This is a genomic window from Crossiella cryophila (genome assembly GCF_014204915.1).
Taxonomy (GTDB): domain Bacteria; phylum Actinomycetota; class Actinomycetes; order Mycobacteriales; family Pseudonocardiaceae; genus Crossiella; species Crossiella cryophila.
Map to the genome: position 1 here is coordinate 4,531,267 of NZ_JACHMH010000001.1, position 18,501 is coordinate 4,549,767.

The 18,501-nt window shown below is 72.1% G+C and carries 19 protein-coding genes; 6 read left to right on the plus strand and 13 right to left on the minus strand.

What is annotated here, in order from left to right:
- Nucleotide 1: 1 nt before the first annotated feature.
- From HNR67_RS20325 to HNR67_RS20335, 3 genes are read right to left on the minus strand one after another with little or no spacing between them, the layout of a single operon-like run.
- A complete protein-coding gene (locus tag HNR67_RS20325) occupies nt 2-1,189 on the minus strand; it encodes an ABC transporter permease (protein ID WP_185003822.1) in 1,188 nt (395 codons plus the stop codon).
- Nucleotides 1,186-1,890: an ABC transporter ATP-binding protein gene (locus tag HNR67_RS20330; protein ID WP_312987686.1), complete on the minus strand. Its 705-nt coding sequence runs from the start codon at nt 1,888-1,890 to the stop codon at nt 1,186-1,188. The genes HNR67_RS20325 and HNR67_RS20330 overlap by 4 nt, the downstream gene beginning before the upstream one ends.
- Nucleotides 1,887-3,110 (minus strand): efflux RND transporter periplasmic adaptor subunit, encoded by a 1,224-nt coding sequence (locus HNR67_RS20335; RefSeq protein WP_185003823.1) that lies wholly within the window; start codon nt 3,108-3,110, stop codon nt 1,887-1,889. The genes HNR67_RS20330 and HNR67_RS20335 overlap by 4 nt, the downstream gene beginning before the upstream one ends.
- Before the next feature lie 74 nt (nt 3,111-3,184).
- On the opposite strand from HNR67_RS20335, the gene HNR67_RS20340 reads away from it, so the two are divergent.
- Nucleotides 3,185-3,823, plus strand: a complete 639-nt coding sequence (locus HNR67_RS20340) for a maleylpyruvate isomerase N-terminal domain-containing protein (RefSeq protein ID WP_185003824.1) — start codon at nt 3,185-3,187, stop codon at nt 3,821-3,823.
- Here HNR67_RS20340 and HNR67_RS20345 read toward each other — a convergent pair.
- The gene (locus HNR67_RS20345) at nt 3,810-4,334 is read right to left on the minus strand and encodes a nuclear transport factor 2 family protein (RefSeq protein ID WP_185003825.1); all 525 of its coding nucleotides are present in this window, start codon (nt 4,332-4,334) and stop codon (nt 3,810-3,812) included. The two genes, HNR67_RS20340 and HNR67_RS20345, sit on opposite strands and share 14 nt — an antisense overlap.
- Before the next feature lie 61 nt (nt 4,335-4,395).
- On the opposite strand from HNR67_RS20345, the gene HNR67_RS20350 reads away from it, so the two are divergent.
- Nucleotides 4,396-5,295 (plus strand): LysR family transcriptional regulator, encoded by a 900-nt coding sequence (locus HNR67_RS20350; RefSeq protein WP_221489985.1) that lies wholly within the window; start codon nt 4,396-4,398, stop codon nt 5,293-5,295.
- Nucleotides 5,296-5,303: 8 nt separating this feature from the next.
- Here HNR67_RS20350 and HNR67_RS20355 read toward each other — a convergent pair whose 3' ends face one another.
- Nucleotides 5,304-5,891 carry a hypothetical protein gene (locus tag HNR67_RS20355; RefSeq protein WP_185003826.1) on the minus strand — a complete coding sequence of 196 codons (588 nt, stop codon included), beginning with the start codon at nt 5,889-5,891 and terminating at the stop codon, nt 5,304-5,306.
- Between the two features lie 172 nt (nt 5,892-6,063).
- Nucleotides 6,064-7,032 carry a hypothetical protein gene (locus tag HNR67_RS20360; protein ID WP_185003827.1) on the minus strand — a complete coding sequence of 323 codons (969 nt, stop codon included), beginning with the start codon at nt 7,030-7,032 and terminating at the stop codon, nt 6,064-6,066.
- Nucleotides 7,033-7,213: 181 nt separating this feature from the next.
- Between HNR67_RS20360 and HNR67_RS20365 the strand changes: the two genes are divergently transcribed.
- On the plus strand, nt 7,214-8,362 hold the full coding sequence (locus HNR67_RS20365) for a mechanosensitive ion channel family protein (RefSeq protein WP_312987691.1): 1,149 nt from the start codon (nt 7,214-7,216) through the stop codon (nt 8,360-8,362).
- On the opposite strand, the gene HNR67_RS20370 is transcribed toward HNR67_RS20365, so the two are convergent.
- On the minus strand, nt 8,328-8,567 hold the full coding sequence (locus tag HNR67_RS20370) for a hypothetical protein (RefSeq protein ID WP_185003829.1): 240 nt from the start codon (nt 8,565-8,567) through the stop codon (nt 8,328-8,330). The genes HNR67_RS20365 and HNR67_RS20370 overlap by 35 nt on opposite strands.
- Before the next feature lie 105 nt (nt 8,568-8,672).
- A complete protein-coding gene (locus HNR67_RS20375) occupies nt 8,673-9,293 on the minus strand; it encodes a Crp/Fnr family transcriptional regulator (protein WP_185003830.1) in 621 nt (206 codons plus the stop codon).
- 233 nt (nt 9,294-9,526) lie between these two features.
- On the opposite strand from HNR67_RS20375, the gene HNR67_RS20380 reads away from it, so the two are divergent.
- A complete protein-coding gene (locus tag HNR67_RS20380) occupies nt 9,527-10,663 on the plus strand; it encodes a hypothetical protein (RefSeq protein WP_185003831.1) in 1,137 nt (378 codons plus the stop codon).
- Here the strand turns inward: HNR67_RS20380 and HNR67_RS20385 are convergent.
- Genes HNR67_RS20385 through HNR67_RS20395 form a run of 3 tightly spaced genes read right to left on the minus strand, consistent with a single transcriptional unit; the run spans nt 10,656 to nt 13,519 of the window.
- Nucleotides 10,656-11,708, minus strand: a complete 1,053-nt coding sequence (locus HNR67_RS20385; protein ID WP_312987693.1) for a copper resistance D family protein — start codon at nt 11,706-11,708, stop codon at nt 10,656-10,658. The two genes, HNR67_RS20380 and HNR67_RS20385, sit on opposite strands and share 8 nt — an antisense overlap.
- Before the next feature lie 20 nt (nt 11,709-11,728).
- Nucleotides 11,729-12,649: an alpha/beta hydrolase gene (locus HNR67_RS20390; protein WP_185003833.1), complete on the minus strand. Its 921-nt coding sequence runs from the start codon at nt 12,647-12,649 to the stop codon at nt 11,729-11,731.
- Nucleotides 12,650-12,658: 9 nt separating this feature from the next.
- Nucleotides 12,659-13,519, minus strand: coding sequence for a DUF4436 family protein (locus HNR67_RS20395; RefSeq protein ID WP_185003834.1), 861 nt, complete (start codon nt 13,517-13,519; stop codon nt 12,659-12,661).
- A gap of 486 nt (nt 13,520-14,005) precedes the next feature.
- Between HNR67_RS20395 and HNR67_RS20400 the strand changes: the two genes are divergently transcribed.
- Complete coding sequence (locus HNR67_RS20400; protein ID WP_185003835.1) at nt 14,006-15,598, plus strand: phytoene desaturase family protein; 1,593 nt, start codon at nt 14,006-14,008, stop codon at nt 15,596-15,598.
- 42 nt (nt 15,599-15,640) lie between these two features.
- On the opposite strand, the gene HNR67_RS20405 is transcribed toward HNR67_RS20400, so the two are convergent.
- The gene (locus HNR67_RS20405) at nt 15,641-15,901 is read right to left on the minus strand and encodes a hypothetical protein (protein ID WP_185003836.1); all 261 of its coding nucleotides are present in this window, start codon (nt 15,899-15,901) and stop codon (nt 15,641-15,643) included.
- A 219-nt stretch (nt 15,902-16,120) separates the two neighbouring features.
- On the opposite strand from HNR67_RS20405, the gene HNR67_RS20410 reads away from it, so the two are divergent.
- Entirely contained in the window at nt 16,121-16,552 is a 432-nt protein-coding gene (locus HNR67_RS20410; RefSeq protein WP_185003837.1) for a GNAT family N-acetyltransferase, read from the plus strand.
- Between the two features lie 487 nt (nt 16,553-17,039).
- Here the strand turns inward: HNR67_RS20410 and HNR67_RS20415 are convergent, their stop codons facing one another.
- Nucleotides 17,040-18,497, minus strand: a complete 1,458-nt coding sequence (locus tag HNR67_RS20415) for an aldehyde dehydrogenase family protein (RefSeq protein WP_185003838.1) — start codon at nt 18,495-18,497, stop codon at nt 17,040-17,042.
- Nucleotides 18,498-18,501: the final 4 nt, after the last annotated feature.

An 18,501-nucleotide genomic window follows, 5' to 3' on the forward strand; every position in this document is an offset into this window, starting at 1 on the left:
TTCATTCGTGGCGCAGGGCTTCGATGGGGCGCAGCCGGGCGGCCCTGGCGGCCGGGTAGCTGCCGAAGAACAGTCCGATGAGGACGGACACGCCGAAGGCGAGGGCCACCGCGGAGGGCTGCACCACCGGCTGGATCCCGGCGATGGTGAACTGGGCGGCGAGCACGCCGATCAGCGCGCCCAGCCCGCCGCCGACCATGCTCAGCACGGTGGCCTCGATGACGAACTGCCCGGAGATGGCCAGCCGGGGCGCGCCGATGGCCTTGCGGATGCCGATCTCCCTGATCCGCTCGGTGACCGTGACCAGCATGATGTTGGTGATGCCGATCCCGCCCACCAGCAACGACAACGCGGCCACCGCGGCCAGCAGCACGGTGAAGGTCTCGGTGGTCTGGGTGCGCGCGGTGAGCAGCTGCTGCTGGTTGGCGATCCGGAAGTCCGAGACCGCGTCACCGGTGATGCCGTGTCGCTGGTTCAGCACCGCGGTGACCTGCGCCTGCGCCGCGGACAGGGTGTCGGCCGAGGATGCCTGGACCACGATCTGGTTGAGCGAGCCGACCCCGGACAGCGCGTACTGGGTGGTGCTCAGCGGCGCGATCACCGTGTCGTCGGCGTTCTGCAACCCGGTGGCGCCCTTGGGTGCCAGCACGCCGACCACGGTGAAGGGAATGTTGTTCAACTGCAAGGACAAGCCGAGCGGGTCGGTGCCGCCGAAGACCTCCTGGGCCACGGTCTGGCCGATCACCACCACCTTGCGCGCCTCGGTCACATCGGCCTCGGTGAAGGCCGCGCCGGAGCCGATCGGGGAGTTGGTGATCTCGAAGTAGCCGGGCCGGGTGCCGATGAGCTGCCCGACCTGCTGGCTCACCCCGCGGTAGGTGGCGGTGGCCTGCGCGGTGACGATCGGTGCCACCGCGCCGACGTCGGGTGCGATCAGCTTGTCCGCCAAGGCTTCCGCGTCCAGGGTGGTGAGCGGGCGGGCGGTGCCGCGGGCGGGGGAGACGGTGAGCAGGTTGGTGCCAAGCCCGGCGATGCTGCGTTCCACCGCGGCCGAGGCCCCGTTGCCCACCGCGGTCAGCAGGATCACCGCGGCCACCCCGATGGTGATGCCCATGGTGGTCAGCACCGAGCGGAGTTTGTTGGCCAGCAGCCCGCGGACCGCGACCCGCAGGATCTCCCACAGGCTCATCGACGGCTCCCGGTGTCGGCCACGATCCGCCCGTCCACCAGGCGGATCACCCGGTTCGCGTGCGCGGCCACCTCGTCCTCGTGGGTGATGATCACGATGGTGCGGCCGAGCGCGTTGAGCCGGTCCAGCACGCCGAGCAGTTCGGCGCTGCTCTGGCTGTCCAGGTTGCCGGTGGGTTCATCGGCCAGCAGCAGGGCGGGCGCGTTGACCAGTGCCCTGGCCACCGCGACCCGTTGCTGCTGGCCGCCGGAGAGTTCGGTGGGCAGGTGGTGCCCGCGGTCCTGCAACCCGACCAGTTCCAGGGCGGCCATGGCACGTTCCCTGCGGTGTTTGCGGCCCAGTCCGGCGTAGATCATCGGAAGCTCCACATTGGACAGTGCGGAGACCCGGGGGACCAGGTGGAAGGACTGGAAGACGAAGCCGATCCGCCGGTTGCGCAGCAGGGCCAGCTGGGCCTCGGTGAACGCGCCGATGTCGATGCCGTCCAGGCGGTAGCGCCCGGCGGTGGGGATGTCCAGGCAGCCCAGGATGTTCAGCATGGTCGACTTGCCGGAGCCGGAGGCGCCCATGATGGCCAGGTAGTCGCCGCGGCGCACGGTCAGGTCGACCCCGCGCAACGCGGCCACCGCGGTCGCGCCCGCGCCGTAGGTCTTGGTGAGCCGGTTGATCTGGATCACCGGCGGACTGTCCACAGTGGTCACCGGGCACCCGTCCCGGCACCCGCGCCACCACCGGCTCCAGCCCCGCCCGCACCGCCACCGGCTCCGCCGCCGGGTGCCACGCCGCCGCCCCGGCCACCGCCGAATCCGCCCGCGCCGCCCTGCTGCGTGGTGCCCTGCGCGGTGGGCACCACCACCTGGTCGCCCTCGGTGAGTCCGCCGGTGATCTCGGTCAGCGCCTCGCCCTTGATCCCGACCTGCACCGTCCTGGTCACCGGCTGCCCGTTCGCCAGGACGGTGACCCGGCTGGTCGCGCCGGAGCCCTGCACGGTGAAGGTCGGCACGGACAGCGCGTTCTCCGCCCGCGCCACCACGATCCGCACACTCGCCGACTGCCCCGGCTTCAACCCGTCGGGGGCTCCGTCCAGGACCAGGGTGGCCCCGTACTGCACCACGTTCCCGGTGCTCGACGGTGTCAGGTCGACCTGGGTGACCTTGGCCGCGAACTGCTGGTCCGGCAACGCGTTCACGGTGACGCTGGCGAGCTGGTCGGGTTTGACCTTGGCCACGTCGATCTCGGCGATGGTGGCCCGCACCTGGAAGTCGCTCAGGTCCGACAGCACCACGAACCCGGTGGCACTACTGGTGTTCGCGGCGGTGCTGCCGCTCCCGGTGCCGCCGGATCCGCTGCTCGCGCCGCCGCCGGTCCCGCCGGTGCCCGCCTGCGCGCCGACCGTGCCGGAGATCGAGATGACCGTGCCGTCCGAGGGCGCGGTGAGGGTGGCCGCGGTCAGGTTGGTCTTCGCCTCGGTCACCGCGGTTCTGGCCTGGGTGAGCTGGCTGCGGCGCTGGGCCACCGTGGCCGGGTCGGGGCCGTTGGGATTCGTGGTGGTCTGGGCGGCGGTCAGGCTCTGCTGGGCGGCGTCCAGGTTCGCGTTCGCCTCATCCACCTTGGCCTGCAACGGCACCGTGTCCAGCTTTGCCAGGGCCTGGCCCTTGGTCACCTTCGCGCCGACCTTGACCAGGATCTGCTTGACCGTGCCGGTGGTGCCGAAGTTGGCGCCCACCGTGTTCGCGCTCTGCACCGACCCGGCCGCGGTCACCGTGGCGGTCACCGTCGCCTTGCCCGCCGCCACCGTCCGGCTCTGCGGGGTGCCGGCCGCGGTGGCGGGGCGCAGCGCGAAGTACGCGGCCACCGCGGCCGCGACCAGTACCGCGCCCAGGGCTAGGTTCAACACCAGGGCACGCCGAGACCTCGTCATGGCTGGCATGCTCGAAGCCGGATGTGGGAGCGCGCTGGGCGTTCCCTGGGAATTGCCTGGGAGAGGGGAACCCGTTGCCGACCACCCGGTCCGACTTCCTGGCCACCGCACGGGTGGCCGCGCGGTTGTTGCGGCACCCGGCGCTGGCCGGGTCCTGGGACAAGCCGAGCGCGCTGCCGGAGTTCTCGGTGGCCGGACTGGCCGGTCACCTGGCCTTCCAGGTCACCGCGCTGCCCACGATCCTGGCCGGGCCCATCCCGCCCGAGCTGCCCATCTCGCTGCCGGAGCACTACAGCCGGGTGGCCTGGGTGGACGCCGACCTGGACCACGAACTCAACGTGCGCATCCGGGACAGCGGTGAGGAAGCCGCCGCCGACGGACCGGCCGCGCTGGCCGACACGGTGGACGCGGCCATCGCCACCCTGACCGAGACGCTGCCGGAGACCCCGGAGCGCACGGTGCGCATCCAGTTCTGGGGACCGTGGTCGCTGACCCTGGAGGACATGCTCCTCACCCGCATGATGGAGCTGACCGTGCACAGCGACGACCTGGCGGTCAGCCTCGGCGTGCCCACCCCGGACTTCCCGCCCGCCGCGGTCGAGGCGGTGGTGGACCTGCTCAGCCGCCTGGCCCTGCGCCGGCACGGCGCGCCCGCGGTGCTGCGCGCGCTCACCCGAGCCGAGCGCGCACCGGCGAGTATCACCGCGTTCTGAGCAGGCGGTCCGGCAGTGGCGCCAGGGGGTAGCGCTGCCAGAAGAAGGCGTCCGCGGCGTGCTGGTCGGCGGCGAAGTTGATCGCCTCGACGATCTTGCCGCGCTGGATCCGGTAGGCCAGCACCCAGGTGATGTCCAGTCCCGGCGGGCTGGTGCTCCAGCCGCGGTGCAGGTCCACCACCCAGTCGCCGTCCGCGCCGAGGAACAACACCTCGGCACGGAACCCGGCCCGGCCCAGCTCGGCGAAGAAGGCCAGCACCTCCCGCACCCCGACCTTGGTGCCGGACAGCGGGTGGTGGCCGGGGATGGTCCAGCGGATCTCCGGCGCGAAGAACTCCCGCAGCGCCCGGAGATCACCCTTGGCGTAGGCGGCGTAGTAGCGGCGGATCAAGGCCACGTTGGGATGGTCCCGGCCACCCGCCTGCGCCGTCCCGCCCAGCAACGCGGCCGCCGCCAGCCCCGCGCCCCCGGCCCGCAACAGGTTGGCCCGGCTCACCATTCGCTCTGTCATGACCCCAGGCAACCGCGCGGGCTTCACCGCGGTCCAATACCCGTGCCCATACCGTTCGGGCATGGCTGACGTGGACACCCGGCTGCTGCGCTACTTCATCGCGGTCGCCGAACACCTCAGCTTCACCGCCGCGGCCAAGACGCTCTACCTCGCCCAACCGTCGCTGAGCCGCCAGATCCGGCAACTCGAATCCCGCCTGGACGTCGAGTTGTTCCAGCGCAGCAGCACCGAGGTCCGCCTCACCGCCGCGGGCACCGCGCTACTGGCCGCCGCCCGCACCCACCTCACCGAGTGGGAGCACACCCAGCGCCTGGTCCGCTCGGCCGCCGCGGCCGAACGCGGCGCACTCCGGGTCGGCTTCGTCGCCACCGGCTGGGGCCCACTGGCCCGGCAGGCCAGAACCCTGCTGTCCCAACGACATCCCGGCAAGATCGAACCCAAACGCCTGGACTGGGGCGGCGAACCCCAGGCCCTGCGCGAGGGCGCGGTGGACATCGCCTTCCTGTGGCTGCCCGCCGACACCACCGGCCTGCACGTCGAACCGGTCGCCACCGAAGCCCGCTGGGCCGCCCTGGCCCGCACCCACCCGTTGGCGGACAAGGATTCCGTCACCATCGGCGACCTGCGCGAGGACCCGGTCATGTGGACCCGCCGCGCCCCGTCCGCCTGGGTCGACTGGTGGGCGGTCAACCCCCGCCCCGACGGCTCCACACCCCGCTGGGGACCGGAGAACGACAACGTGGAGGAGATGCTGGAGGGCGTGGCCACCGGCGCCGCGATCTGCATCAGTCCGGAGTCGATGGCCCGCTTCTACACCCACCCCGAGCTGACCTGGCTGCCCATCACCGACATCGACCCACTGCGGATCGCGCTGGCCTGGCCGCGGGAGCGCGCGGACCCGCTGCTGCACGCCTTCGTCCGCGCGGTCCTGGACAGCCTCGGCCAGGGCCAGTCCGTTTGAGGACATGCCTAAGGCGATCCGCTTATCCAGCGGTCTGTCGCGCGGATCCAGCGCATCACCTGATAGCCGCGTCCCATCGAGTACATCCACATCAACACCGCGAGGGAGGTGGCGAGCACAAGTGGAGTCCAGGCGGTGCCCTGCTCGCTGCTCCACCTCTGCGTGAGAAAGGTCGCGCACAGCAATGGTGGTGGCAGCATGAATCCCAGCGAGGCGACGATGAATCCGATGCGGGAATCGGCTGACGGAAGCCGCGGCATTCGAGTCCTGTCGTCGGACCCGGCGGACCGCAGGAAGTTCTCCCAATCGAGAACGGGTTCACCGAGCCCGGCGACTAGGCGTGGCCGCAGGTGTCTGTTCAGGTAGGCCGCGATGCGAAAGACGGCCATGAGATGGTCGCAGTAGCGGAGCCAGAGGACGCACGAGATCACCGCGAGTACCAGCAGCGCGGCATCGATCTTGCTGGAGGCGGTGATGCCCACGCCCATGCCCACCAGGTTCAGGCCGAAAATCGCACTCGCGTTGGTCTGGTGGAAGAGGCTTTCCGCTCTGAGGCTGTCATATTCCGCCTTGTCGATGTCGCTGGCGTCGGTCATCGGAATTCGTCCGGATTGCCGATCGCCTGCTGGATGGCCATGAAGTTGATCCCCCGCTCGGCGTTCGTGTGGTGCGCACGACCATGTCGCGCAGGGGAGGTGGGTCGTTACCCCGACAGTGAATGCACGTCTACCGCACCCCCACCGCGATCAGCGGGCCAACCGTCAGCCGCTAGTGCCCGAAGCTGGACATCAGCTGTCCGCTGCCCGGATTCCGCCACACCAGCACCACCCCGCGCCACAGCGCCGACCCGCCGGAGACCGCGGGCGCGGTGGCCGGATCCACATCGGTGGCCGCGCCGGTGAGCGTGGTCAACGGCTGCCAGGCGGTGCCGATCCTGGCCGTGTAGTGCAGCCGGGTGTCCGTGCCACTGCCCTTCCACACCACGAACGGCGCCAGGAACCCACCGCTGGACTGGGCCGGGGTCGCGGTCGGGGTGTGCGTGCTCAGCCCAACCCACGGATTCGGGAACGGCCCCCAGGCGATCGGCGTCAGCCCCGCGGCGCTCATCCGCACCGAACCCTGCGCGCCAAGGTAGGTCAGCAGCACCCGGTCGCTGAACGCGTCGATGTCCGGCGGCGCCTCGCTGCTCACCCCCGGCACCGCCCGCGCGGGCTGCCAGGTCGCCCCCACCCTGGCCGCCACGTAGAGCTGACTGTCCGCGCCCACACCCCGCCAGGCCAGGTAGAACGGGTGCGTACCGCCGGTGCTCGGTCCGCCGGAGGCGGCCAGGCCGACCCCGGCGCCGGGCGGGCCGACCGGTTGCGGCGGCGACCAGGTCTGGCCCGCGGTGGTGCTGCGGATGGCCTGGATCCTCGGCGGGGTCGCGGTGTCCTGCCACAGGATGGTGAGCACCCCGTTGTCGCAGGCCAGCGTGGGCACCTCCGGGGTGGTCACGGTCAGCGCCCTGGGCAGCCAGCGGCGCATCTGGTCCCAGGTGGCGAAGCCGAGCCGTCCGCTCGGTTCCCGCCACAGCAGGTAGGTGCCGCCACCGCAGGCGGCCACCGACGGCCGGTGACTGGCCACCCCGCCAACCGGCCAGGGCTGCTGCCAGGCCAGCACGGCGGGCGCGGCCTGCGCCGCGGGGCTGACCGTGGCCAGCAAGGCCAGTAGCACCAACAGGATTCTCGCTCTGCGCATGTCGGACTCCCTCGTGCGTGCCGGGATCCAGCACAGCAGGGCAGCTCGGGAAATCGTCATCCCGGTACCAAGGGGCACCGGTTTCCGCCCGCTCAGGCGACCGTGCGGCGGATCACGGTGTGTGATGCCGCCGGTCCGGGTAACGCACAGGGAGACGTTGTCCCACAACGAAAGGAGCATCGTGCCCTGGTACCTGCTGCTCGGCGTGGGCGCGCTGGCCGCGGTCGCCGCCGCGATCCTGGGCGTGTACCTGCTGCACCGGCTGATCCGTCGGCTCGGCAGGCGCGTCAGGGTACTGGCCAGTCTGGCCCGCCGCGGCTACCGGCCTGCCCAGGTGCTGGCCGTGCTGTTCGCGCTGCAACTGTCCCTGCTGCTGGGCGCGCCCGGCGGCGGCTGGCGCGAACCGGTGCTGCACGGCCTCGGCCTTGCACTGATCGGCGCGGGCGCCTGGCTGGTGATCGCGCTGGTGCTGGTCTTCGAGGACGCCTCCCTGGCCCGGATCCGGCTGGACCGGGCGGACAACCGGCAGGCCCGCCGGATGCACACCCAGATCACCCTGATCCGCCGGGTCGCGGTGGCGGTGATCGCGGTGCTCACCATCGGCGCGATGCTGATGACCTTCCCCGGCGCCCGCGCCGCCGGCACCAGCCTGCTCGCCTCCGCCGGTGTGATCGGCGCGATCTCCGCGCTGGCCGCGCAGTCCCTGCTGGGCAACGTCTTCGCCGGGGTGCAGATCGCCTTCAGCGACGCGATCCGGATCGAGGACGTCGTGGTGGTGGAACAGGAATGGGGCCGGATCGAGGACATCACCCTGACCTACGTGGTGGTGCACCTGTGGGACGACCGGCGGCTCATCCTGCCCACCTCCTACTTCATGGCCAAGCCCTTCGAGAACTGGACCCGCCGCGAATCCCGGCTGCTCGGCACGGTCGAGCTGGACGTGGACTTCGCGGTGCCGGTGGAGGCGATGCGCGCCGAACTGCGCCGGGCACTGGAGGCCAGTGAGCTGTGGGACGGCCGGGTGTGCGTGCTCCAGGTGACCCAGGCGATCAACACCCTCCTCCGGGTGCGGGCCCTGGTCAGCGCCGCGGACGCGGGCAGCCTGTGGGACCTGCGCTGCCTGGTCCGCGAGGACCTGGCCCGCTGGCTGCGCGAACAGCACGCCGACGCGCTGCCCCGGCTGCGGGTCGAGCAGGCCCGCCCCGGTGGCGGCCGGGACGAGCCGGCGCCCGCGGACGACGCGGACGCCCGGCTCTTCGGCGACACCGCCGACGGCAGGGAACGCACTCATGCCTTCAGCGGTCCTGCCGGGAACCCCGCCGAGAACTGAGCAACACCTCTTCCCAGGCGTTGAGCACCGACAACACCGTCCCGGCCAGGGCCACCGCCAGCGCGAGCTGGAGGAGACCCTCGGCCGGGAACCGGTTGACCACCAGCACCAGCGCCCACACCTGGACCGCGGTGTACAGCAACGTGATGACCAGTCGGCTGCTCACCGTCGACTGGTCCGGACGAACCTGTTCCTGCTGACTCATGACGCTGACCCCTTCCCCGGGTGAACTCTCCAGGGCACAGGTGTAAACCCGTTTCCGCAGGTCCATTGCGTCACCTGACACACAACTCCAGGGATGTCCGCCAGCTCACGCCGACTCGGCGGCCAGCGCCCGCAACCCGGGCAGGTCCAGCACGGTGATCCGCTGCCTGCCGGTGTCCACCAGCCGCCGGTCCCGCAGCTCGCGCAGCACCCTGGCCAGGGACTCCCTGGACACCGACACGGTGTCGGCGAGCTGCTGCTGGCTGATCGACAACGCGATCTCCACCCCGGCGGCCACCGGGCGCCCGTACTGCTCGGCCAGGTCCAGCAGCAACGCCACCGTGCGGTGGGTGACCGAACCGTCCACGTACTCGCTGCGCCGCCGGTCGGACTGGCGCAACCGGTCGGCCACCACCTTCAGCATCGCCCAGGCCACCCTGGGGTGCTCCTCGCACAGCCGGTCCAGCCGGGCCGCGGGCACCACCAGCACCTCGACCTGGTCCACCGCGGCCACGTTGGCCGAGCGGGTCCGGCCGTCGACCGCGGACAACTCCCCGACGATCTCGCCGGGTCCGCAGATCGCCAGCACGGCCTCCCGCCCGGCCACCGAGCCGGTGCTGACCCGGATACGCCCTTCCAGCACCACGAAGACGTGCTGGGACGGCTCGCCCTGGCTCCAGATCACCGCACCGGGTGAGAACCGCCGCCGGGTACCGGCCGAACGCATCGCGGCACGCTCGGCTGGCTCGAGGAGCCCCCAGAAAGTGCCGATCGAAGGCCGCCTTCCCCGATGCCCGACGGTTGTTCGGTTCTCAGGCTCCCCCACGGGGGTTTCTCCTTCCGTGACCACGATCACGCTCATCACGGATCGGTTGCGATCCGCTGAGAACAGTCCGACACGAGTGTCGAAATTGCCGCTTTTTCCGCGCGAGCGGCGGGTTGAGGTGCATCATCCGGAGAATGAGCACGGGGGCAAGAAGCCGACTGGCGGATCTGGCGCAGCGCTACTGGACCAGAGGGGCTCCGGGCCGGGAGACCCCGCCGGAGCTGCTGAGCGGTCTGTTCCGGCTCTGGCTCGTCGCGTTGTTCCTCAAGGTCCTCGGCGCGTCCTGGGATGTGTCCTGGCACTTCAAGTGGCTGCGCGACGACCTCGCGCCGCCGCACCTGATCAACATCACCGGCAACGCGATCGTGGTCGCCCTGGTGCTCTTCCACGGCTACACCGGCTACGGCACCGACCGGCTCGGCCTGCGCCTGATGCAGTGGGGCGCCGGCATCTTCTTCACCGCGGTGCCGCTGGACCTGATCAACCACCGGGTCAACGGCCTGGACATCACCTCATGGAGCGTCTCGCACGCGCTGCTCTACCTGGGCACCGCGGTGATGATCGCCGGCGCGATCCGGGCCTGGTGGGTCGACGCCCCGGAGAACCGGGCCCGGCCGGTGGTGCTGGGCCTGCTGTGGCTGTTCTTCCTGGAGAACGTGTGGTTCCCCAACCAGCACCAGGAGTACGGCGTGCTCTCGGTGGCGGCCTGGGACCGCGGTTCGCCCTACGCCGAGCCGATCCTGCTGCAGTTCGCCGCCGACCAGATCGGCAAGCCGAGCGTGGACCGGGACTCCCTGGTGGCCTTCTCGCTGCCGGTGCCGGACTGGGTGTACCCGGTGTGGGCCTGCACCGCGGCACTGCTGGTGCTGGCCATGGCCAGGGCGATGGTCGGCCGCCGGTGGACCGCGACGCTGATCGCGGCCGGGTACGTGGGCTTCCGCGCGGTGCTGTGGCCGCTGCTGGCCGGGATCGACTTCCCGCCCTCGGCGGTGCCGTTCTTCTTCGTGCTGGCCGCGCTCGGCGTGGACCTGGCCTTCCTGCTGCCGGTGCCGGAGTGGGCGCGGGCCCCGATCGGTTCGGTGCTGGCCATCGGCCTCGGCTACGGCGCGGTCGCGCTGCAGGGCTTCGTGCTGGTCGCGCCGCCGGTGGACTACGGCTCGGCGGTGCCAGCCGCGATCCTGCTCGCCGCGAGCTGGTCGGCGGTGGTCTGGCTGCACCAGCGGCGGGGCTGGCACGTGCTGCCCGCGCGCAGCCCCTGGCCGGCTAGCTGATCACCGGGGCCCTGGTGAGCACGACCGCGATCCCGTAGGCCAGGCCCATCACGCCGACCTCCAGACTCGCCCAGCCGAACAGCGCGGTGCGCTCCCGGCGGGCGATCCGGGGCAGCAGCCGGAACCTGATGTGCGCGCCGAGTCCGGCCAGCACCACCAGGAACACCGTCTTGGCCACGATGAGCTGCCCGTAGACGCTGGTGAACAGCGCGCCGGGCAGGCCGCCGCCGGGGGTGAGCTGGAGTTCGACCAGGCCGTTGAACAGCCCGGTCGCGCCGACCAGGAACAGGGCGACGGTGGCCAGCTTGGAGAACTTGGGCAGCGCGCGGGCGAGGAGTTCGCCGTGGCCGAGCAGCAGGGTGGCGATCACCGCGAGCCCGCCGGTCCAGATCGCCGCGCCCATCACGTGCAGCTCCATCGAGACCATGCTGACGTCGTGCCACTTCCAGTTGGAGGCGTGCCCGGTCAGCGGCAGCAGCAGGATGCCGAACACCGCGACGAAGATCCGCAACTCGGCGGGCACCGCCTCGCCGTGCCGCACCGCCAACCGCCCGATCAGCACGCAGGCCAGTGCGCACCCCGCGCTGACCAGCAGTCCCTTGCCCGCCCCGACCAGCAGCACGTAGTCGTAGACCAGTCCTGGGGTGGGCGCGGTGCCGGGGGAAAGGTCGGTGGCCTGCAACACCACCGAGGCCAGCGCGCACACCAGCCACACCGCCGCGGTCCACACGGTGAACCGGCGGGCCGCGGACAGCACGCCGTCGGTGTGCTCGGGGTCGTCGATGCCGACCAGCTTGGGCAGCAGGCTCAGCCCGACGGTGGCCACCGCGGCGATGTCCAGGAGCACCCGCACCACCGGCAACCCGAAGGTCACCAGCGCCCAGGGCGTCGGCAGTCCGGGCACCTCCACCAGCGGCACCAGCGCCGTCCCGGCCAGCGCCGCCGCGATCCCGGCCACGACCAGGCACAACGCCAGCACCGTACGGGCCAGTACGGGCGAGACCTCCGGCGCCTCGGCCCGCTCCCCATCCACACCCAGGCTCACACCCGGCATCCTGCCATCCGTTACCGGCCGGTACGCAGCCAGTGGACGACCGTGTCGACATAACGCCTGGACGAGGGCAGCAGCCGGGTCAGGTAACTGGAGCCGTGGATGTGCCCAGGCAGGTCGAACCACTCCACCGCGACCCCGGCCGCGCGCAGCCGCTCGACGTAGGCGGTTCCGCTGCCGCGCAGGGTGTCGTACTCGCAGGTGAGCACCAGCGTCGGCGGCAGCCCGGCGAGGTCGGCGGCCAGCCCGGGGGAGGCGTACTCGGCCAAGGCGTGCTCGCCGCCGCCGGTGTAGAGGCCTGCGGCCTCCCGCAGGTACACAGTGGACAGTCCCACCCCGGTGTCCACCGCGGTGCCCAACGTGGTGTCCAGGAACGGGATCTCCAGCACCTGGGCAACCGGCAAGGGAGTCCCGCGATCCCGCGCCATCAGCGTGGCCGCGGCCGCCAGCCCCGCCCCCGCCGACACCCCGCCAATGGACACCCGCGCCGGGTCCACGCCCAGTTGTGCGGCGTGTTCCCGGGTCCACCGGAAAGCCGCGTACACGTCCTCAACCGGTGTCGGGTACGGGTGCTCGGGCGCGAGCCGGTAGGCCACCGACACGATCACGCACCCCGCGTGCGCGCAGTACCAGCGGCACAACGGATCGGTGTCCTCGATCGAGCCCATCCAGAACGCCCCGCCGTGCGCGAACACGTGCGCCGGGAACGGTCCGGACCCGTGCGGCAGATAGATCCGCAGCAGGATCTCGCCACCGGGCACCGGGATCCGCCGGGCGAGCAGCCGGGCGGGCCGCGGCGGCCGGGCCATCAGCCGGTGGATCACCCGGTAGGACCGCGCGTCCCAGTCCCGGTAGTCATCGAGGGAGGTCATCTCCGGCATCCGCACCCGCTGCGCCAGCCACAGTCCCAGCCGGACAACAGGATGCAAGGCCACCGCCCGATCCTATGCCGGTGCCTTCTGCTTCAACCGGATGCCCTTGACCACCACCATGACCAGCGCCAGGGTGATCACCGCCTCGGCCCAGAAGAACGCGCAGTAGTCGATCATCGACCCGATCGGCGGCAGCCCAGGGGCGGCGTTGCGGAACCCCACCAGCGCGAACAACGTGGCCGCCATCCACCCCAGTGCCGGCCACACCAGCCCCAGCCGGCGCCGGACGATGTGCAACGCCCCAGCCAGCACCGACAACGCCAGCGCCCACATCACGATCACCTGGAACCAGGCCAGGATGAAGGTGCTGCGCGAGCGCTTGATCAGCAGATCCGCCCGCACCTCCCCGTCCGCGGCATCCCCGCCGGTGACCCGGGAGAGGAAGAACGGGTCGTGGTCGGCGTAGTTCATCGTGGTGGGCACGTGCGTGCCGCCCGCGGTGACCTCGAAGTAGAGCTGGGTCCGGTAACGGTCGAACGGGAAGTCGGAAACCACCCCGTCATCCAGGGGAACCCGCAGCTCCTTGGCCGAGATCCGCTCACCCGCCCGGAACCGCAGCGGAACCGCCGCCACCGAGGAGCTGTCCACCACGAGATCCTTGGCTGCGGCCCGCTCATCCCCACCATCCCGAACCGCCCCATGCGGCGACACCAGCACCTGCAACACCAGCTCCCGCGCGGGCGCGTCCACCCGCTGCACGACCACCCCCAGATCGATCCGCTCGGCCTGGCCGGTGTCCCCGATCTCGTAGAAGCCTTCGCGGGTATCGCGCTCGTGGTAGTAGGCGAGGATGCCGACGGCGACCGCGAGCAGTACGCCGAGGGGGGTGATGAAGTAGGTCCACTTGCGCCGTTTGGCGGTCGCGACGCTCACGGCGGCCAGGTTAGGGCAAGACGTCGCGGATGGCGGGCTGGCACGCCGAGGCCCCTGCTCTCGTCGCCCCCGCCCCCGCCCCCGCCCCCGCCCGTGCCCCCGCTCTCGCCACTCGACCCCCGATGCCTCCGTCCTCGTCGCCCGACCCCCGACCCCCGACCCCCGTCGCCCGATGCCCGCCCTCGACGCCCGCCCTCGACCTCCGACGCCTCCGCCCTCGCCCCCGTCGCCCCGCCCGGCCGACGGCCGGACGCCCCACCTCTCTCCCTCCTTTCCTCCCCTCCTCCCCCCCCTCCCCAAAAAAAACCGGAGCCCCCAACCCCCACCCCCGGCCAGCCCCGCCCCTTGCCCCTTCGCGGGCCCCGGTGCCCCCTGCCCCCACCTCCGCCCCCGGCAGCCCCGCCCCCCATCCCCTCGCAGGCCCGGCGCCCCCCACCCCCGCCGCGAGTCGGCTACCGTCGGACCGGGCGGGGAAAGGGGTTCGGCATGGCGGTGCCCGAGGTGGACGCGATCGTCATCGGCTCCGGCCCGAACGGCCTGGTCGCGGCGAACCTGCTGGCCGACGCGGGCTGGGACGTCCTGGTCCTGGAGGCCGAGGACACCCCCGGCGGCTCGGTGCGCACGGCCGAGATCACCGCCCCCGGCTTCCACAACGACCTGTTCTCCTCCTGCTACCCCTTCGGCGTCGCCTCCCCGATCCTGGCCGGCCTGGACCTGGCCCGGCACGGCCTGCGCTGGCGGCACGCCCCGCACCCGCTCGCACACGTCCTGCCCGACCAGCGCGGCGTCCGCCTCGGCGCCACCCTCGCCGACACCGCCGCCTCGGTCAGCACCTTCGCCGCGGCCGACGGTGACGCCTGGCTGGCCGAGTACGAGCTGTGGCAACGGGTCCGGGACAGCCTCATCGACGCGATCCTGCGCCCCTTCCCGCCGGTCCGCCCGGCCCTCGCGCTGGGCCGGGCCCTGGGTGCGGCCGACGGCCTGCGGTTCGCCCGGCTCGGCCTGTCCTCGGTGCGTGGCTTCACCGGCGAGCGGTTCGCGGGGGAGGGCGCGCGGGTGCTGTTCGCGGGCAACGCGATGCACACCGACCTCAGCCCCGACGGCGCGGGCAGCGCGGTGTTCGGCTGGCTGCTGAGCATGCTCGCCCAGGAGGTCGGGTTCCCGGTCCCGGCCGGTGGCGCGGGGGCGCTGACCGCGGCACTGGTGGCCCGGCTCGCCGAACGCGGTGGCGGAGTCCACTGTGGACGGAGGGTGGCCAGGGTGCTGACCGCCAGGGGGATCGCGGTCGGCGTCGAGGACGTGACCGGCGAGCGCTACCGGGCCCGCAAGGCGGTGCTCGCCGACGTGCACCCGATCCCGCTCTACCGCGACCTGGTCGGCCTGGACCGGCTACCCGCCCGCCTGGTGCGGGACCTGTCCCACTTCACCTACGACGACGCCACCGTCAAGATCAACTGGGCGCTGTCCGGCCCGATCCCCTGGCTGACCCCGGAGGCCCACGGCGCCGCGGTGGTGCACCTGGGCGCGGACCTCAACGGCATCAGCCGCTTCGCCACCGACCTGGCCTGCGGCACAGAACCCGTGCACCCGTTCGTCCTGCTGGGACAGATGACCACCGCCGACCCCAGCCGTTCCCCGGCGGGCACCGAGGCGGTCTGGGCCTACTTCCATGTGCCCCGCGGCCTGGACTGGACCCCGGACCGCCTGCACCGCTACACCGACCTGGCCGAATCCCTGCTGGAACGGCACGCACCCGGCTTCCGCTCGATGATCCTGGGCCGCGCGGTGCAGTCCCCGCCCGATCTCCAGGGCCGCAACGCCAGCCTGGTCGAGGGCGGCGTCAGCGCGGGCACCACGGCCCTGAGCCAGCAGTTGGTCTTCCGTCCCCTGCCCGGCCTTGGCCGCGCCGACACCCCGATCGATCGCCTGTACCTGGCCGGTGCCGGCGCCCACCCTGGCGGCGCGGTGCACGGCGGTCCCGGCGCCAACGCGGCCCGCGCGGCCTTGGCCCGCAACGGAATCACCGGCGAGGTGTACGCCACAATGATCGGCGGCCTGCACCGGATGATCTACCGCTGACCACCGCGGCCCCGCCGGACGGGGCCGCGACGGTCGGGTGACTCAGAGGTCGATGTCGATTCGGATGCCCAGCAGGGTGCCGTGCACGCCCTCGGACAGGCTGATGTCCAGGTCGTTGTCGTTGAGGTCCAACGTCAGCGGGCTCAGGTCGACGTTGGCGCCGATCGGGGACAGGCTCGCCGAGACCGAGGGGCCGCCGTCGTGGCTGTCCCGTTCGGTGGCCAGTGCGGTACCGGCACCTGCTCCGAACAGTCCGGCGACGACCAAACCGGTGGCGGCGACCTGGGCGAGACGACGACGCATGAGCTTTCTCCTATCGACGTTCCTGCACTGCTGCGGCGGAATCCGAACACGCCACCAGACCCGCGGCAAGAGTTGATCATCCGATCCGGGCAACCCCCCGCCCAAGCGGGTGACCTCGCCAAGCGCACCCCCGGCACGGATGCCACAGTGTCCGCCCCAAGATCGCCAACCCCGGAAATCCCCAGCCCCCGGCCGGCCCCGGCTGCCACACTCCGCACCATGACCACCCCGCCGCACACCCTCACCACCGGCCCCGCCGACGCCGCCCTGGAACAGCGGCTGACCGAGGAACTGATCGCGTTCAACAACACCGCCACCGGCAACGCCGAACGAACCGAGTTCACGGTTCGAGTCACCGACGACAAGGGTGACCTGGTCGCGGGCCTGGTCGCCTGGACCTGGGGCGCCCTGGCCGGAATCGACCTGGTGTGGGTACGCGCGGACAGCCGCCAGGACGGCTGGGGCAGCCGCCTGGTGCAGGCCGCCGAGGCCGAGGCACGCCGCCGCGGCTGCGACCGGATCTCGGTGTCCTCCTTCACTTTTCAGGCGCCGGGGTTCTACCGGCGGCACGGGTTCGTGGAGACGGGGCGGACGTTGGGGATTCCCGGCGGGCATGAGGATGTGCACTTGTTCAAACGGCTCGCGGAGTAGGGCGGCGCGGGGGTGGACCTGAGCGGTCGACTCCCGCGAGCGGAACACCGCGACAATCGCGCCGCCAGCCGCCAGCCGCCAGCCGCCAGCCGCCAGCCGCCAGCCGCCAGCCGCCAGCCGCCGCTGTCGCCGACTCCCGCCGCTGATCACCGACAACAGCCGACCGCTGCCGCCGCCAGCCGTTGCCGACCGCCGACCACGTGGCCGCTGCTGCCGCCCGCCCGTCGCCGATCGCCGCGCCGACTGTCGAGCGCTGCTGCCGCCGCCTCCCGCCGCGCCTCCTCCTCCTCCTCCTCCTCCTCCTCCTGGCGCCGATCGCCGCCGCCATCCGTCGCTCGCAGTTGGCCGCGATTGCTCGGCCCGCCGACCGCTGATCAGTCGCCCGCCAGGCCATTTGCCTCAGCCCGCCTGTCTGCCCGCCGGGGCGCGGAGACAGCCGTCGGCTGCCCGTCCGGCTGCCTGATCGGCTGGCCGCGGGCTGACGGGTCTAGATCGGGTAGTTGCTGTGCTGGGGGCCCAGGGTGATCCAGCGGGTGGTGGTGAAGGCGTCCACGCCCCAGCGGCCGCCGAACTTGCCGTAGCCGCTCTGGCCCACGCCGCCGAAGGGGGCCTGGGGTTCGTCGGCCACGGACTGGTCGCCGACGTGCGCGATGCCGGTGTGCAGCTGGCGGGCGATGGTCAGGCCGCGGCCCTGGTGGGTGGTCAGGATGCCGGTGCTCAGGCCGTAGTCGGTGCTGTTGGCCAGTGCGATGGCCTCCTCGTCGGTGTCGAAGGTGAGCACGGTGCAGACCGGGCCGAAGACCTCCTCGTGGTGGATGCGCATGTCGGGGGTGATGCCCGACAACACGGTGGCGGGGTAGCCCGCGCCCTCGGCCGGGCCGCCGCCGGTGTGCAGGGTGGCGCCCGCCTCGACCGTTTCGGCGACCAGGGTGGCCACCCGGTTGGCCGAGTTGGCGCTGATCAACGGGCCGAGGGTGGTTGTCGGGTCGGTGGGGGCGCCCTGGCGCAGCGTGGCGGCGCGGGCGGCGAGTTTGGCGGTGAACTCCTCGGCGACCTTCCGCTGCACCAGGACCCGGTCCGCGGACATGCAGATCTGGCCGGTGTTGGCGAAGGCGCCGAAGTTGACGGCGGCGGCGGCGTGGTCCAGATCGGCGTCGTCGAGCACCAGCACCGAGTTCTTGCCGCCCAGCTCCAGGATCGCGGGCTTGAGGTGTTCGGCGGCGGCGATGCCGATCAGGCGGCCGACGCCGGTGGAGCCGGTGAAGTTGACCAGCCGGACCCTGGGATCGGCGATCAGGGCGCGGGCGATCTCGGCGGCGTCCGCCCTGGCGTTGCTGATCACGTTGAGCACGCCGGGCGGCAGACCGGCCTCGTGCAGCAGGTCGGCCAGGAAGTAGCCGGCCGCGATGGGGGCGTCCTCGGTCGGCTTGAGCACCACCGTGTTGCCGACCGCCAGCGGCACCGCGATCGACCGGATGCCCAGGATCACCGGGGCGTTCCACGGCGAGAACGCGGCCACCACGCCAGCCGGTTCGCGCACGGCCAGGGAGAGTTGGCCGCCGAACTCCGTGGTCAGCACCTCGCCCACCGGCTGGGTGGCCGCGGCGGCGGCCTCACGCAGGATCTGGCCTGCCAGGTCGACGTTGAACAGGCCCCAGCCGCGGGTGCCGCCGGTCTCCGCGGAGATCAGCTCGACCACCTCTTCGGCGCGCTGTTCCAGCAGGTCGGCGGCCTTGAGCAGGACCGCGCGCCGCTCACTGGGCCGGGCCGCCGCCCAGGCCGGGAACGCCGCCTGGGCGGCCTCGGTGGCGAGGGTGACATCGGCCGGACTCGCCGCGGCGACCTCGGCGAACACCTCGCCGGTCCAGGGGGAGTGGTCGGGGGTGGTGCGCTGGTTCGCGGCGGGGCGTTCGGCGCCGTTGATCAGGAGCTGGCGGGTGCGCACGGGA